At 40.7% G+C, this 16,974-nt stretch carries 13 protein-coding genes and 1 rRNA gene; 3 read left to right on the top strand and 11 right to left on the bottom strand.

Annotated features, from left to right (window positions below; all coding sequences use genetic code 11):
• Positions 1 to 35 precede the first annotated feature (35 nt).
• From GFB48_RS09710 to GFB48_RS09755, 10 genes are all read right to left on the bottom strand, one after another.
• Complete coding sequence (locus GFB48_RS09710) at positions 36 to 854, bottom strand: carbon-nitrogen hydrolase family protein (RefSeq protein WP_163934580.1); 819 nt, start codon at positions 852 to 854, stop codon at positions 36 to 38.
• Entirely contained in the window at positions 784 to 4,689 is a 3,906-nt protein-coding gene (locus GFB48_RS09715) for a YhdP family protein (protein WP_163934583.1), read from the bottom strand. Before GFB48_RS09715 ends, GFB48_RS09710 begins: the two co-directional genes overlap by 71 nt.
• A 4-nt stretch (positions 4,690 to 4,693) precedes the next feature.
• Positions 4,694 to 6,190 (bottom strand): ribonuclease G, encoded by a 1,497-nt coding sequence (gene rng, locus GFB48_RS09720; RefSeq protein ID WP_163934587.1) that lies wholly within the window; start codon positions 6,188 to 6,190, stop codon positions 4,694 to 4,696.
• A gap of 3 nt (positions 6,191 to 6,193) precedes the next feature.
• Positions 6,194 to 6,751 (bottom strand): nucleoside triphosphate pyrophosphatase, encoded by a 558-nt coding sequence (locus tag GFB48_RS09725; protein WP_163934634.1) that lies wholly within the window; start codon positions 6,749 to 6,751, stop codon positions 6,194 to 6,196.
• Positions 6,752 to 6,753: 2 nt separating this feature from the next.
• A complete protein-coding gene (gene mreD / locus GFB48_RS09730) occupies positions 6,754 to 7,242 on the bottom strand; it encodes a rod shape-determining protein MreD (protein ID WP_163934637.1) in 489 nt (162 codons plus the stop codon).
• The gene (gene mreC, locus GFB48_RS09735; protein WP_163934590.1) at positions 7,229 to 8,071 is read right to left on the bottom strand and encodes a rod shape-determining protein MreC; all 843 of its coding nucleotides are present in this window, start codon (positions 8,069 to 8,071) and stop codon (positions 7,229 to 7,231) included. The genes mreD and mreC overlap by 14 nt, the downstream gene beginning before the upstream one ends.
• A 29-nt stretch (positions 8,072 to 8,100) precedes the next feature.
• Positions 8,101 to 9,150, bottom strand: a complete 1,050-nt coding sequence (locus GFB48_RS09740; protein ID WP_163934593.1) for a rod shape-determining protein — start codon at positions 9,148 to 9,150, stop codon at positions 8,101 to 8,103.
• A gap of 317 nt (positions 9,151 to 9,467) precedes the next feature.
• Positions 9,468 to 11,366, bottom strand: a complete 1,899-nt coding sequence (locus tag GFB48_RS09745; RefSeq protein WP_163934596.1) for an EAL domain-containing protein — start codon at positions 11,364 to 11,366, stop codon at positions 9,468 to 9,470.
• A gap of 166 nt (positions 11,367 to 11,532) precedes the next feature.
• Positions 11,533 to 12,159, bottom strand: a complete 627-nt coding sequence (locus tag GFB48_RS09750) for a single-stranded DNA-binding protein (RefSeq protein WP_163934599.1) — start codon at positions 12,157 to 12,159, stop codon at positions 11,533 to 11,535.
• Between the two features lie 37 nt (positions 12,160 to 12,196).
• Positions 12,197 to 13,561 carry an MFS transporter gene (locus GFB48_RS09755; protein ID WP_163934602.1) on the bottom strand — a complete coding sequence of 455 codons (1,365 nt, stop codon included), beginning with the start codon at positions 13,559 to 13,561 and terminating at the stop codon, positions 12,197 to 12,199.
• A 132-nt stretch (positions 13,562 to 13,693) separates the two neighbouring features.
• On the opposite strand from GFB48_RS09755, the gene ubiD reads away from it, so the two are divergent.
• The 3 genes from ubiD (at position 13,694) to GFB48_RS09770 (ending at position 16,742) form a co-directional block, all read left to right on the top strand.
• Positions 13,694 to 15,163, top strand: coding sequence for a 4-hydroxy-3-polyprenylbenzoate decarboxylase (ubiD, locus tag GFB48_RS09760; protein WP_163934605.1), 1,470 nt, complete (start codon positions 13,694 to 13,696; stop codon positions 15,161 to 15,163).
• Positions 15,164 to 15,184: 21 nt separating this feature from the next.
• Positions 15,185 to 15,880, top strand: a complete 696-nt coding sequence (fre, locus tag GFB48_RS09765; RefSeq protein ID WP_163934609.1) for an NAD(P)H-flavin reductase — start codon at positions 15,185 to 15,187, stop codon at positions 15,878 to 15,880.
• Positions 15,881 to 16,349: 469 nt separating this feature from the next.
• Entirely contained in the window at positions 16,350 to 16,742 is a 393-nt protein-coding gene (locus tag GFB48_RS09770) for a hypothetical protein (RefSeq protein WP_163934612.1), read from the top strand.
• Positions 16,743 to 16,813: 71 nt separating this feature from the next.
• Here the strand turns inward: GFB48_RS09770 and rrf are convergent.
• Positions 16,814 to 16,929, bottom strand: a 5S ribosomal RNA gene (gene rrf, locus GFB48_RS09775).
• Positions 16,930 to 16,974: the final 45 nt, after the last annotated feature.

The following is a 16,974-nucleotide window of genomic DNA, read 5'->3' on the forward strand; positions in this document are numbered from 1 at the left end:
GCTCAGTAAATGATACATACAGACTTAATTTAGCCTTATTGGAGAGATAAACGCTTGTGCTCAAATACTGGCATGTTGCTTCTTATCTCTGTCAGTCTCGATAGTTCAATGTCTATGCATAACCACCCAGTGCCCTGCTGTTTGCAGCCGAGAACCTCACCCCAAGGGTCAATCACCATGGTATTTCCAAAAGTGGAGCGGCCATTGTCGTGTTTACCCCATTGTCCGGCTGCAACTACAAAACATTGGTTTTCAATCGCCCTAGCCCTCAGTAAAGTTTGCCAATGGGCTTTGCCGGTATTTTCAGTAAATGCCGCTGGTACAACTAAAATTTCAGCACCGCGTTGACGTTGGTGCTGGTACAGTTCTGGAAAACGTAAATCATAGCAAATAGAAAGACCGAGTTTGCCAATATTAGTATCTACAACCTGTATTTTGTCACCAGCTTTAAATAGTTTGCTCTCTTGATAACCCTGACCATCATTGACATTGGCATCAAACAAATGCAGCTTATCATAATGAGCTAATACTTTCCCCTCAGGACTAAAGCAATAGCTACGATTGTAGAGTTTATTGTTACCGGCATGAACACTTATTGAGCCTGCGATCATATAGCTATTTTTTTGCCTAGCCAGTTCGGCAAGCTTATCTCTTAGCGGATACTGCTGCATACCATCTGCATTCTTGAGTTGTTGCTGTGCTCCTTGGCCAAAGAACAACGCACATTCAGGCAGAACGATCAATTGCCGGCCATCAACACTAGGCTCAAGTTGTTCAGCAAACTTATCCAGCTGTTGAAGGTTGACCTGTAGATTTTGGCTCGACTGCATTTGCAGTAGGCAAACTCTGACCATTGGCGGGTTGTTCCTTATTTTCAATGGAATTGTTTTGTTCAAAAATTTCTTCCGGTACTTCGATAGTCTTACTTTTACGATCGAGCTCGTCAAGGGTTGGCTCTGACAGTGTACCACCAAGATCAAAACGAATTTCAGTAATCACCGAAATCACCGGCTCAAGCACTTTAGTCAAAGCAAAAGCGCCTAAGCCAAGGTTCCAAGCACTCGTACTTAATAACACTACTGTTGGAACACTTGATGCGATATGTGGCGAGAAACGAATATCATATTGTATTTGCTCATTGACTAAGTTGGTGTAGCCATTAATCTTCATGTCACCAGGAACACCATCAATAACGGTATTGTTGGTGTTCATTACTCCATTATTAATTTCAAGGTCACCACTAAACTTGTCATAATAAAAGCCAGAACCAAATACATCTGTGAAATCTAAAGATAACTTCCTTAAAATAGAATTAAGAGAAAATAAAGAAAAGATGCGCGCGCCCTTATCACTGACATCAGCTAAATGGCCTTTACCTAGTTCAAACCTATAATGGCCAGATAAGGTTTTTAAGTTCGGCTGGAAAGGGGCGCCTCGCCATGACAAGCTACCGCTACTTGACTGGCTAGAGTCAATGACTCCAGGGTTAAAACCTAAGGCCTTAGTCAACTCATCAAATTTCTTAGCATTTAACTGAAAGTCAACTTCGGTTGTTTGGCTATTATCAATATACCAATTCCCCTTAGCCCGAAAATCCGCATTGCCATCGGTCACAGATAAAGATTGAATTTGATAACCATAATCTTGTGGTTGACCTTGAAACTCAACTTTTCCAAGTTTGCGGCCATATAATTCGAAGTTTTCAATATCAAGTGCCAAAGGCGGTAACTGGGCGATTTCGACATCAACAAGTTCAATATCTTGAGTCGAATCATTTGCCTGTTGGCTAGCGAGGTTAGTCTGGCCAATCTGCAATTTCGACGCCACTAACTTTAAGCCTTGTTGGTGCCAATCGGGATAAAATGTGAGCTTGCCATCAAGTTCATCAGAGCGAATATTGAGGATCCAATTCTGTTGTTGTGGATTTGCATCAAATTCAACATTATTAAAATCCTGGCCTAAAATATTCGTTTTACCTACTTTGGCAGCTACCGATTTAAGTGGCGGAAATAATGTTTTGGTTGCGGTTGTTATTTTTTTAGGTTGCTCTTTTAATTTCATTAGCTGCAACCAAGGTTCAAACTCAGTGGCCGTTAAGTCTAAAATAATTTTGCCGTCATTATCATTGACAGGATCACCTGTTTTTAACTTACGCCCAACCATCAAATCATAACGATCGATAAAACTCTCTGAATTGCCAGTAATTCTGCCCCAAAACTCTGCTTTATCGGCATACTTGATCGAAAGCGAAGTTTCTTTATTATCCCCTATCAATTGCAACAGCAGTGGCCTCGACTGAGTTCGAGCTTTAAACAGTGGCTCAGGTAATAATAACTCCACCCCTTTCATGTCTGACTGCGCTTGTGCCTGTAATGAATGTCCTGTTTCATCCAGCATAATGGTCATTTTACCTTGCCATGATAATTGCCCTTGGTAATAATGATCATAAATGTTGGCCAATTTTTCAGGGAGTTTATCAAGCTGCCATTGGCCACTCATATCTAAATCGATACCATAATTTTTGCCTAGCTTGTCTGCGACTAGATCAAGCTGCAATGGCTGCTTATATAATTTCGCTTGAAGATTTTCAGCTTGCAGACTTGCGCCATTGAAAGCGACCCTTCCTGTTAACCCTTCAATCGCCACGCCCGGTGTTTGTATCCACAAATCATTATTAGTAAATTCGATATCGCCAATAATTTGTGGCGGGGCCTTACCAGAAAGGGAGAAGCTTAAATCTAAATTACTGCTAATTTGACCATCGATGCCCAAAAACTCCAGAGCTTTACCTACACTGCCTGTTAACGGTGTTTCATTGAACATTTGTGCAGCAGCAATAGCAGGCGAAGTGATTTTGCCTTTGACGTCTAGAATTGATCCTTTACCGAGCTTTTTAATGCCGACAAATACGCCACCAGCAGGCACTTCGCCAAGTACTCCTTGGTCAATGTAAAGTTCCATTTTATCATTTTCAAACAAGGCATTAAGCTTCATCTGAGCAACACTAGGCCAGTCTTTTAAAAATTTAAATTCCGAATCTTGCAAAGTAAAACCAGCCTGGAAGAGACCTTCTCCAGAGGTAAATGGATACTGGTTTAGAAAACCATGCCAAACTAACTTTGCATCATCAAAGTACCCTTTGACTAAAGCCGCCTTCAAATAACCAGCTAAATCCCTACCCATTAACTTCTCCGGGAAGGCTTGTGTCAGATTATCAATATTAGAGGTGCTAACCTTGATTGCTGCAGCTAAGTGTTGTTGCTGTTCTATTTTATTTACACTAACGGAACCATCTAATTTTACGCCATTGAACTCAATGGAAAGATCATCCACAACAATTGAGTTTAACGTTGTAAGATCAGCCCAAAGCTCAACATTATTAATGATCAAAGGCCGTACTTCGGCAAATTGTAATTGATCACTAACGGCCAGCTGTTGCGGTCCTAACTCAAGTTTAAGACGCCCTTGGTTACCCCTTAGCACGCCCGTAAGGGAATCGATTCCTGTAATCGAACCATGGTTTTTCCAACTCAACTGTTCAAAATCGACCTTCCAATTTGAGTGCTGCGCATTACTTTGCCAAAAGCCATCATGAACTAAAACTTGAGGCGAAAGCTGTTGCCATAACTCAATATCCTTAGCGGTAACATTTGGTAGTAGAGGTAAAATTGGGGTCAAATGTGTCAGCTGTATTTGGCTGAAATAACTGGTTAATTGTTCATTCTCGAGTTGTGCCGCAAAGTTAAGTTCCGGCCACTTTTCGCCATTGGAGTAGGCTTCAAAATTCTGTCCATACAGTTGCCAACCTGAATCAGCCATCTCCCAAATCAGGTTGCCTGAAACTAAGCTAAGATATTGATTTTCCCACTTTATAGTTGACGCACCAAAACTTAATTGAGCATTATCAAGTTGTCTATGTTGCCAACGACCCCATAACTGGAAATTCAGAACACCATTTAAAATTCTTTGTTCTTTTTGTTGATGATGCCATGCGCCAACATCAAAATCCTTAGCCACCAAGTAAATATCCCCGGTTACGGAATCGGGATCATAACCATCACCACTAAAGTCCATTCTTAATGCTAAAGTGGAATTCGGGTTGTCATTATCAAGCAACAACTCGCCTTTACCCTGATGGAGTCCTTGTTTGGTATTACGCCAATCTAGATAGTTTACAATTAGTGGTGCTATTTTTTGGTCGCCTTTAAAAACCACCTCTAAGTCATTTAAACTAAAGTTGCCTAACTGCTCCAATAGCAACTCATAAACCCAATCGGTATTACTATTTTGATCCGACTCTAATTGAGCGAACTTTTTTAGATCCAGAACTAATTCAATATCATCAAAATTGACATCTTCAAGTACGGGTTTGAGCTGGCGTATTGTTTGCCAAAAATCGAGTTTAATTTGAACTTGATTAACGTTGAGCGTAAAAGGCATGCCAACCTGCTCAGGCAGTTGCAGGTCTTGAATAATCACCTCAGGGCCATATGCCGCCCAACCTGCTTTTAACTGGCCAACGGCAATCTGCAATTGGTATTCATTTTCGACATATTGCGCTATTTTGCTATGTTGATCTTCGAGCTGGGGAAGCAGTAAGCGAATAAAACTCAATAGCAAGGCAATAATCACTAATATAGTGGTTATCGCTAAAATACATGATCGAGTGAGCCGTTGTAGAAATTTCATAGTGTTACATCATCACTACATCGAACTTATCTTGAGTATAAAGGTGATCACACTTCAAATTAATTTTCTTACCTACATAAACTTCTAATTCTGCCAGATGCTGATGCTCATCAAGTGACAACACTTCATGTACGGCATTAGAACAATACACCACAAACTCATCGGTACTGTATGCCCGATCAACCCTTATGATTTCTCTGAAAATTTCATAGCAGACTGTTTCAACCGTTTTCATTATCCCTCGCCCCTGACAAGCAGGGCAGTCATCGGACAATACATGGCCTAAACTCTCACGCGTACGCTTGCGCGTCATCTCTACTAATCCTAATGAAGAAAAGCCACTAATATTAGTTTTTACGCTATCTTGTTCAAGCGCCAACTGCAGTGAATCGAGAACTCTTTGTTGATGTGTTGGGTTCTTCATATCGATAAAATCAATAATAATTATGCCACCTAGATTTCTTAACCTTAACTGCCTTGCAATAGCTTGACTGGCTTCTAAATTAGTATTAAAAATCGTTTCTTCTAGATCTCTGCGCCCCACAAAACCACCGGTGTTGATATCGATAGTCGTCATCGCTTCGGTCTGATCAATAATTAAGTAGCCTCCGCATTTAAGCTCTACTTTCTTATCAAGTGCTTTTTGAATTTCATTTTCAACATCATACAGATCAAAAATTGGCTTATTTCCATGGTATAAAGTCAACTTGTCTGCCATTTCTGGAATGAACTCTTCGGTAAACTCTATAAGCTCTTCAATCGTACGCCGAGAATCCACTTGAATGCGATCAAGGCCCATTCCAACGAAGTCACGAATAATTCTAATGGGTAATTTTACGTCAGTATAAAGAGGCTTAATTTGTTGATACTGCTTACGCTCCATAACTTTACGCCAAACTTTACGAAGGTAACTGGCATCTTGTGCCAGTTCGTTGTCGTCTACACCTTCGGCTGCTGTGCGAATGATGAAGCCACCATCATCATCAATAAATGGCTTGGTGATTTTTTTTAAACGCTCTCTTTCTTGTTCTGATTCAATTCGCTGGGAAACACCAACATGGGCAGAGCCCGGCATAAAGACGAGATACCTTGAGGGCAGAGTAATATCTGTTGTTAGTCTAGCGCCTTTTGAGCCTAAGGGATCCTTTACTACTTGAACCATCAAGTATTGCCCCTGCCTTACTAACTCTGAGATACTTTTAGTTTGAAATTGTTTTTTTTCTGTTTCTGCTACACACTCAGTGTGCGGAACAATATCAGATGCATGTAAAAAAGCCGCTTTTTCGAGACCAATATCAACAAAGGCAGCCTGCATACCAGGAAGTACTCGAGAAACTTTACCCATATAGATATTGCCAACGATACCGCGTTTTAGCTCTCGCTCTATATGGACTTCTTGGAGTGCACCATGCTCAACCAAAGCAACTCTTGATTCAGTAGGAGTCACATTGATCAATAATTCGGCATTTATTTTATCTTGGATTTTCTCCAATTGAGCCATGGGTCATTCCATTATTTGCTGAAGTAACTGTTTTGTCTCTACCAACGGTAGACCAACTACTGAACTATAACTGCCTACTATGGCTTTAACAAAATTACCACCAATACCCTGAATGCCATAAGCGCCAGCCTTGTCTGCTGGCTCTCCGGTAAGCCAATATTGTTCTATTTCAGATAAAGTCATTGGACAAAACTCCACTTCAGTAGTGACAGCTTGGGTGAGGGTTTTATTACCGTTGGTAACTGCCACCGCCGTAACAACTTGATGCTTACGCCCTTGCATACTTTGTAACATCTGACAGGCATGCTGCTTATTTACGGGCTTGCCAAGTAACTGGCCATCAAGTACGACTATAGTATCAGATCCCAAACTTATCGCCTCTTCTGGGTGCTCATTCAAAGCGGTAATGGCCTTTAATTTGGCCAATCTTAATACATAATCGACTGGCTTTTCACCTGCTATTGGTGTTTCATCAATGTCTGTAGCAATTTGTAGGAAATCGTAACCTAATTGCTGCAAAAGCTGCTTTCTGCGTGGTGAAGCCGATGCCAAAATGAGTATCATTACCTAACCTTAAAGTGTCTTCTTAGGTCTCTTAATACCCAAAATACCCATATCCATAATGGCGCATTAATTACTGCCGGATAAAGAGCGGTAATGGTGAATTTAGCCCCCCCCATTAACTGTTCGAGTACAAAAATCATTAAGTGATAAAACACACTAAAAAGTGCAATCACCAATCCTTGCTGGAATGTGCTAAAATTTCTCAACCTTTGGAAGTGAATGGCGATGATATAAGTAACAACAGCGAGAGCTAAGCCTCTCACCCCAAGACTAGAACCCAATAGAATATCTAACATCACCCCCATCAACCAGGCTGTTAAAATACCATATCGATGAGGTAATGCCATTGCCCAATAGCACAAGACTAACAACAACCAATCAGGTCTAAAATCTACAACCAAATCTGGTAATGGCATGATTTGCAACAACAATGCTATAAACAAAGAAGTCCAGACTACTTGCCTACCATTAGCATTAGTCACCATCAGTCACTCCTATTTGTGTTTTGCCTTCTGGCCACAGCAATAATAAGTATCTTAACCTAGAAAGAGCCGCCACAGGTTCAGCAATTACCTTTGCATATCTTTGTTGCTCACTCCTTTCTACCAATTTAACCCTAGCCACCGGATAACCTTCAGGAAAGCGACCACCAAGTCCAGAGGAAACCAGCAAATCACCTTCTTTAATATCGGTGTTATTAGGTAAGTAATTCAGCACTAATTGATCTAGATCACCACTGCCAACGGCAATAGAACGCACATCATTGCGACTGACTCTCACTGGGATACCATGTCGATGATCACTGATAAGTAGTACCTTAGCGGTTAATTGGTTCACTTGTATTACTTGGCCAATAACCCCTTTATTATCAATAACAGGTTGCCCATCATATACCCCTTGACTTAAGCCTAATGGGATTGTCACAAAATGCTGATATGGATCCGAAGCTACTGATATCACTTCGGTAACCATTTTTTTTGCATCAAAATGCACTCTCGAACCGAGCAACGCCCTTAGTCGAGCATTTTCTTGATTCAAATGTTCAAAGCGCTGTAAACGCTCACTAATTTCTAACTGCTGCTGCAGTAGCTGTGCATTTTTCTTTAATAGATGTTCTCTAGCAGCTAACGATTCATCTATCCAATCTAATGCGTAACTAGGAAGGTTAGCAACAAACTGAAGAGGACTTAAAAGAGTAGCAAGAGACTGCCTAAGGGGCTCAATTTTTTGTTTGCCCCCAAAAAGCATCAGTGATAGCAAAACTGCTATCACTAAACGAGCTTGGATGGATACGCCATCAGCAAAGATTGGTTTCATAAGATCTTAGGCGGCTAAGCCGCCTCATATTATAGTTCTTCTGAGAATAAATCGCCGCCATGCATATCTATCATTTCGATAGCTTTACCACCACCACGGGCAACACAGGTAAGTGGATCATCAGCGACAACAACCGGAATACCAGTTTCTTGCATTAATAAATGATCTAAGTCTTTTAGTAATGCTCCACCACCCGTTAACACCATACCACGCTCTGAAATATCAGAAGCAAGCTCTGGTGGTGATTGTTCTAATGCCACCATAACCGCACTAACAATGCCATGTAGAGGCTCTTGTAGCGCTTCTAGGATCTCATTACTATTCAAAGTAAAGCTGCGTGGCACACCTTCTGCTAAATTACGACCACGAACTTCAATTTCTTGCACTTCATCGGTTGGGTAGGCTGCACCAATTTTATGCTTAATACGCTCTGCTGTGGCCTCACCAATTAAGCTGCCATAATTACGGCGAACATAATTAATAATCGCTTCATCAAAGCGATCACCACCAATGCGAACTGATGATGAATACACTACGCCATTTAAAGAAATAATCGCAACTTCGGTAGTACCACCGCCAATATCAACCACCATTGAACCTGTTGCTTCTGAAACAGGCAATCCGGCACCAATGGCGGCTGCCATAGGCTCTTCGATTAAGTACACCTCTCGAGCACCAGCACCCAATGCCGATTCACGAATAGCACGACGCTCTACCTGGGTTGCACCTACTGGCACACATACTAATACTCGAGGGCTTGGACGGAAAAAACTATTGTTATGTACTTGTTTAATAAAGTGCTGCAACATTTTTTCTGTTACGTAAAAATCCGCAATTACACCATCCTTCATCGGGCGAATTGCTTGAATGTTACCGGGCGTACGGCCAAGCATTTGTTTGGCTTCAGAACCGACAGCTGCTACAGACTTTTGTCCTTGAGCACCACGCTCGCCACGAATTGCGACAACCGATGGCTCATTTAGAACAATCCCTTCCTCACGTACATAAATTAACGTGTTTGCTGTTCCCAGATCGATAGACAGATCATTTGAGAACACTCCTCTAAGCTTTTTAAACATGAAAGCAGCTCACTTCTATACTAAAAACTAAAACTGTAAGATCTCAAGCGACCAATCTTACTAAACTATAAAATGTACCAATGAATATAAATACTTGCCTCAACTGTAAGTTTTAACATTGTTCGAACCAAGGCTTAGATCAGTCACAATATTTATACTGATTGGTACAACCTAAAGCATATCAAATTATTTCTTGAAAATGCCTGAACTAGGAAAACTTTTTTTTAAAAAAAGTATTTTTACCTAACAGCATTCTACACTTAAAAACGATCTTATTGCAGTGATAAGTCAACCTGTAATTGAGAGTATCTCAAGTTCTAGCCTAATCTCTTCGGTACAGAGGTCAAAATCCCTTGATAACCCATTACCCCTAATTTTTTTAAGATACTCAGTTCATTGGCATGCTCCACGCCTTCCGCATAAACGGAGAGTTTTAATTGCTTAATTTGCTCTATCAGACTCTTTACATATAATTGTTGGGGAGGATTTTTATCGATATGCCTAATTAGTGAACGATGCAGTTTCACTCTTGAAATACTATTGACGATATTCCCCTCAGGTGTGAGTAGTTGCCTACCACAACCATCCATTGTGCAACGCCCACCAGCTTGTAATATCATCCTGCTGATGGTCTCTGATTGTTCAAACTGTAGCGACCATGAAAGCTCACTAAACTCAAACCATAATCTATGCATAACCCTACGGTTATTATCCAGAAAGTTTTTAAGCCATTGCTCAAAACCATTTGCAATTAAGGTTTCACTCGATAGATTGACAGCTAGGGCTGGTGCTTGCGGGTTACAATCTAAGTATTGAGCAGCCTTTTCAAGGACTATCTTATCTATAGCCGCCATTTGTCCGCACTTCTTAGCCATTGGAATAAAGTGAGCGGCACTGATAAGTTGCTGTTCTTGTTGCAAGCGCACATAACACTCCAAGTGATTGACTCTACCATCTACGGTAAACACCTCTTGACCAAAGATTACAAAGGAAGCTTTTGCAACAGCATTTTCTAGTAATACTCGCCAGCGTACACTACCTTGCTCTAAATTGTGGTTTAATTGCCCCTCATCATACATAAACCAATTGTTATACCCTTGTAATTGTGCGGCCTTTAGAGCTGCAAAACATTCACTAATTACATCAGCGGATGAAGTTGAATTAAAGTAAACACCGCCAATATGGAATAAGTTATCGGTATTTTTCCCCCTTGGCAGCGGAACTGAGCTGGCCGCCCGCAATAACTTTTCAGCAACCTTTTGTGCATCTTTATTAGAAATCTGGACCAATAATACCGCCAACTGATGTTCTGAATATCGAGCAATTAAATTATTATCGTGCTTACTCAGTAATTGTTTCCATACTTTAATAATAGTGTTCAGTAATTCCATTGCCTCTTCACTGTTAAACCCAGAATCCGGAGATTCAATGTCATCGAGCTCAAGAATAAATAATGCACTATGACTTTGATTAACTGTGTCTTTTTGAATTAACTGAAGCCTATTTTCTAAAAACTGTCGGTTACCGATACCTGTTTCTCTATCGATAAGAGTAGAATTTTGAATAAATTCATAAAACTCACCTTGTTCGACTTTAGCTTCTGCATAAATTCTTAACAGATGTGAAATAGCATTATTGATAATTCTAGGTTGCGAAAATTTAGGCTGCTCTATCGCTTGCTGATATTCACCTCTAATGATTTTATCGCAGCGTTGATTGAGTATATCCACACCGGCTAATTGCAGCTGCAACCATTTACTTCCAACGACGGCAACAATCACAAATAAGCTCAACAATAAAACTAAAAACACCCCATTTTCAATGCTATAAATCCAATTAGGATTAGTTGTTAAATATACAGCGATACCATAACCATCAACATCAATGTTGTGACTACTAACTTGAACCGTCCATTGCTCATCAATAATAATTTTTTTGACTTCAGACTTATCTTCAAAGATAACAACTTGAGCAACCTCATTTTGCTTTAATAACGCTAATGCCCAAGAATATTTTGGTTGTTGTTCGATCCCACTATCTTTAAAGTCGATTGCTTCGAGCACCAACTTAACACTCTCGAGCTTAGATTTAAGAAGAGTATTGGCGTTACTGGACTGTTGAACTGCCCACAAGGTAGTTGTCAGCGAAAAGATAATGAATACAAAAATCAACCAGTAATTGATTATTGGCCTTGAGAATAACAATCCTTTACTCATTTGTTTCGTCTTCCGTAAACTTTTTGCTCTAAAAGCCTTTTTTTGAAAAAATATTCAAACAAAGGAAGTGTGGATTAACTGTATCAACCTTTAGTCAAAATCCCAAATAAAAACCCAGCACTAACGCTGGGTTTATATTTTTAAACTTTAAAAATTACGCTTTTGCTTAGAATGGGATGTCATCATCCCAGCCATCATCAAGATCAGGGGTATAATTATTATTTTGAACAGGCTGCCCTGTTGGTTGTGCTACACCTGCACTAGGGTTAACGGCTGGTTGCTGTGATTGCACATTCACAGGTGCAGTTGTACTGTGCGGTGGTTGAGCCGGAGCCTGTCCGTATTGTGGCTGTGGCTGTGGCTGTGCAGATGGTTGGGCTTGACTATAGCCTTGCTGTCCTGCAGGAGCAAAATTATTCGCTGCCTGTTGATTTGGCATCGCTTGACCTTGAACTCGCGAATCCAGCATTTGTAAATTTTGAACACGAATTTCAGTTGTGTACTGATCTTGACCTTGTTGATTTTGCCATTTCCTAGTTCGAAGACTCCCCTCTAGATAAACCTTAGAGCCCTTTTTCAAGTACTCTGCACAAATTTCAGCAAGGCGACCATTTACAACACAACGGTGCCATTCGGTCATTTCTTTAGTTTCACCAGTTTGCTTATCTTTCCATGACTCACTCGTTGCCACTGATAAATTACCAAAAGCAACACCACTAGGGTTATAACGGATTTCAGGATCTTGCCCTAAATTACCAATAATAATTACCTTGTTTACGCCTTTACTGGCCATGGAAATCTCCTATCTTAACCTGCAAAATTTTTCAATATTAATTGACAGAGCCTACCACAGCTTTAGCTAAACTAACATCAAATTTATTGCCCACACGCAGATAAGCAACTTGCTCTTCATACACAACTATAGCTTCATCTACACCTTCTAACTGAGACAACTTTTGCATGCCTAATACCGCTGCTTCAGCATCTACAAACTGAGTAGAAATTGTTACGCTTCTAACTAACTTTGGCTGCACCATACCAATACTTAGGAATAACCAAAATAGCAACATGATAGACATAAAGAGTAGCACCGCATGTTGCCCTAAATATTGATAAAGTACTCCGCCAAATAGGCCCCCAAGGAAAGCACCTAAAAATTGGCTCGTAGAATATACTCCCATTGCAGAGCCCTTAGCTCCAATCGGGCAAAGCTTGGCAATAAGGCTAGGCAAACTCGCTTCAAGATAATTAAAGCCAATAAAAAAGATTAACAATGAAAATGCAATTAACCAACTCGTCGAAGCGAAGGTTAATAATAATGTACCCGCCAGTAAGAGTACTAATGCAAACTGAAACATTGGCTTGGTAATATTCTTTCTTACACCAATCAATATCATCGGCACCATTAACACAAAGGCCAACATGAATACTGGAAAGTATAATTTCCAGTGCTGTGCTTTAGAATAGTCCGCCTCAATAAGCATCATTGGCACAACCACAAACATAGCGGTCAGACACAGATGTAGAATTAAAATGCCAGCGTCTAGCCTAACTAACTGGGGATCTTTTAACATACTTTTCAATCTGGTCAAATCTGCAGTTGTATCGCCGGTTGGCGCCTTAACTATCGGATTAGGAATCAACCATAACACCAACAACACTCCCACGATTGCAAAAACTGCCGTAGCAATAAATAAACCAGAGAGTCCAAATTGCTCTGCTAAGATAGGGCCTATCAGTAATGAAAGCGCAAAAGATAAGCCAATACCTGCACCAATAATAGCCATCACTTTAGGGCGTTGCTGTTCTCGGCTAAGGTCCGCCGACAATGCTAACACTGTACTGGCAATCGCCCCCATGCCTTGCATTGCCCTACCAATAGTAATGGTAAAAACATTATCAGCCATAGCCGCTACCAAAGATCCTATGGCAAAAACAACTAACCCAATCAAAATAACCGGTTTACGGCCAATACGATCAGATAAAATCCCCATAGGGATCTGTAGACAAGCCTGTGTCAAACCATAAGCACCGATCGCAATCCCTATCCACATAGGGCTAAATCCCTCTAAATGCTGGCCATATAATGCAAAAATAGGCAAAATCATAAATAAACCTATCATGCGCATGCCAAAAATACCGGCTAAAGTGAAAGCAACTTTCTTTTCTAAAGGGTTGAGCTTAAGGTCACTCATCAATGCTATCCATTATTATTTTAAAACTGCGGAATAATAACATGAAGCCATTCAGGACTTAAGTCTAAGCTTTAGGCAAAAGCCATAGCTATGTTATAGTTGCAATGTACTTAACCAATAATGAAAAACAGCATGAGCTTCAAAGATCTTCGCAGCTTTATTAATACTCTAGAAGATGAAGGTGACTTAAAAAGGATAACCCATCCTGTCGACCCTCATTTAGAGATGACTGAAATCAGCGATCGTGTCCTACGCGCAGATGGCCCAGCATTAATTTTTGAAAACCCTGTCGGTTTTGATACTCCGGTTCTAACCAATTTATTTGGCCACCCTAGACGAGTTGCCCGAGCTATTGGTAAATCAGATATCAAGGATTTACGAGAAATTGGAGAATTACTCGCATTTTTAAAAGAGCCAGAGCCACCTGCTGGACTTAAAGACGCCTGGGATAAAGCGCCAAAATTTAAGCAAGTTCTGAATATGCCAGCGAAGCTGGTCTCAAAAGCGCCTTGTCAAGAAATCGTCATCGATGAACAAGATGTTGACCTTACTAAATTACCTGTACAACATTGCTGGCCTGGAGATGTCGCACCCTTAGTAAGTTGGGGATTAACCATTACTAAAGGGCCCCGTAAAAACAGGCAAAATTTAGGGATTTATCGTCAGCAATTACTCGATAAAAACAAACTTATCATGCGCTGGCTTGAACATCGTGGTGGAGCCTTGGACTTTCGGGACTTTAAGAAACTGCATCCTGGTGAAAAATACCCAGTGGTCGTTGCTTTAGGAAGCGATCCCGTCACTATTTTAGGCGCGGTCACGCCAGTTCCCGATGGTATGAGTGAATATGCCTTTGCTGGTCTACTTCGTGGAGAGCGTACTCAAGTCGTTAAAGCATTGACCTGCGATCTTGAAGTACCCGCCACCTCAGAATATATCCTTGAAGGGTATATTGATCCAGAAGAAATGGCCGCTGAAGGTCCTTATGGAGATCATACCGGCTACTATAACGAGGTGGAAAATTTTCCCGTATTTACTGTAACTAAGATTACTCATCGGCGCGATCCTATCTACCATAGCACCTATACTGGACGTCCACCTGATGAGCCAGCGATGTTGGGTTTAGCTTTAAATGAAGTTTTTGTGCCAATTTTAATTAAGCAATTCCCAGAAATTGTCGATTTCTATCTCCCGCCTGAAGGCTGCAGTTACCGAATGGCCGTCGTTTCCATTCGTAAAGAATACCCTGGTCATGCTAAGCGGGTCATGTTAGGAATATGGTCTTTCTTACGTCAATTTATGTACACAAAATTTATCATTGTCGTCGATGAGGATATAAACTGTCGGGATTGGAATGATGTAATGTGGGCAATTACCACTCGAATGGATCCTAAGCGAGATACTCAATTTATTGACTCGAGCCCTATTGACTATCTCGACTTTGCCTCACCAGTTGCAGGCCTAGGTTCAAAAATGGGCTTAGATGCGACCAACAAATGGGATGCAGAAACGGACCGAGAATGGGGTGTGCCAATGGTTATGGATGAGCAAACAAAATCAAAAGTTGATGATATGTGGGCTAATTTAGGCCTAGATGACTAGAAAATATAAGAAGAAGTAATAATGCAAACTATTGAATGTAAAGTAAAAAGCATAAAGCCGTTAAATGATTTTGTATTCCAAGTCCTTTTAACACCACCACAGCCGCTAGAATTTAATGCTGGTCAATACCTCAGCGTTGTCATGGCGGAAGATGACAAGAGACCTTTTTCTATTGCGAGCGCTCCAGGTAATACTGATATAGAATTACACATTGGCGCATCAGCTGCTGAAAGCTACCCAATGCAAGTCATTGAGCGTATGCAACAACATGACAGCATTACCATTGAAGCCCCAGCTGGTAATGCACATATTCGTCATGACAGCAACCATACCCGAATTCTGGTTGCCGGCGGTACTGGCTTTAGCTATGTTAAAAGTATGACTGAAGACAGTATCGCAAAAAATAATTTACAACCTACTATCGTATATTGGGGCTGTAAGAATATAGAAGCAATGTATTACTACGAACAGGCTCAAGCCTGGCAAGCCAATAATCCATGGTTAACTTTCGTGCCAGTAATGGAAGAGGTTGCTGAGGGAGTTAGCGCTGAACAAGGACTATTATTAGACGTGATCGCTGAAAAACATCCCGATATGTCTAAGTTAGATGTTTACATTGCAGGTCGATTCGAAATGTCAGCGGCTGCAAGAGATAAATTTACTGCCCAAGGTTTACCTGTAGAGCAACTCTATGGTGACGCATTCGCTTTCATCTAAAGTGATATAGGTATTTGAATAAGGAGCTGTAAGGCTCCTTTTTTGTATGTATTAAACAGCGAACGGCGAACGGCGGGATTATGTGCCCAATTGACGAGATGTAACATATTTCGCGTATACAAAAACAAAGAATAGAAACTTCTCTGCAAACCCTACGATTCGAGAACAAGGAAGTGATTCAAATTAGCCCCATGAGTTTAGGAAACCTAAATAATTGGGGAATTTTAAGAAACTGATGCAGTTATCGTGAAGTAGGAGCAGCAGAGATCCTGGCGAACGCTTCGCGTCCGGAAGGTGCTTAAGCGGAAATAATAGATTTTGCCGTTCAGACCAATCAATATTCACTATTCTTATATAAAGTAAATCTTTGTGTTTGATTTATAGACATAATTACGCTTTACTACAAACAGTGACTGTACAAAAAACACCCACATTTTCGGGTGTCATGTTCACGCATAAGGAAGATAGCATGAAAATTAAACTTGCAGTAACCGTTGTAGGCTTAGCATTTTTAAACGCATGCAGCAATCAAACCAACTGGGCTTCTCTAGATAAAGTCCAAGTCAATCCTATTGAATTAAATAATGCTTTAGAAGTTTGCCAGTATAAACAGGCTAAAAGATCTGCAAGCGAGTTGACCTTAAAAGCCGCAACTACAGGCGTTAAAAAGACTAAGGTTAATTACCTAGAAAAAGAAGGGGATCGTTTTGCAGAACAAAAAAACCTAGAAAAGTATCAAGACTCACGCGCTTCATTTAATGAAGATTCTAAAATGTATGCTTACAACAAACAAAGCATTACTCAAGTTAAAGAATCACTAAAGTGCATGAAAAAGCATAGCTTTGTGCTAGCAAAAAATTAACAGCCAACAAGTTAAGATCGCACATACTAAAAAGCCCCAACCTTTCGGTTGGGGCTTTCTCGATATTTAAAGCCTGGCGATGACCTACTCTCACATGGGGAGACCCCACACTACCATCGGCGCAATTTCGTTTCACTTCTGAGTTCGGAATGGAGTCAGGTGGGTCCAAAATGCTATGGTCGCCAAGCATAATTTGTTGTTAACTCGCTGTTTTAGCGCGCTAATCTAATCT

Source organism: Paraferrimonas sp. SM1919 (genome assembly GCF_010993985.1).
In the GTDB taxonomy this organism is placed as follows: Bacteria; Pseudomonadota; Gammaproteobacteria; order Enterobacterales; family Shewanellaceae; genus SM1919.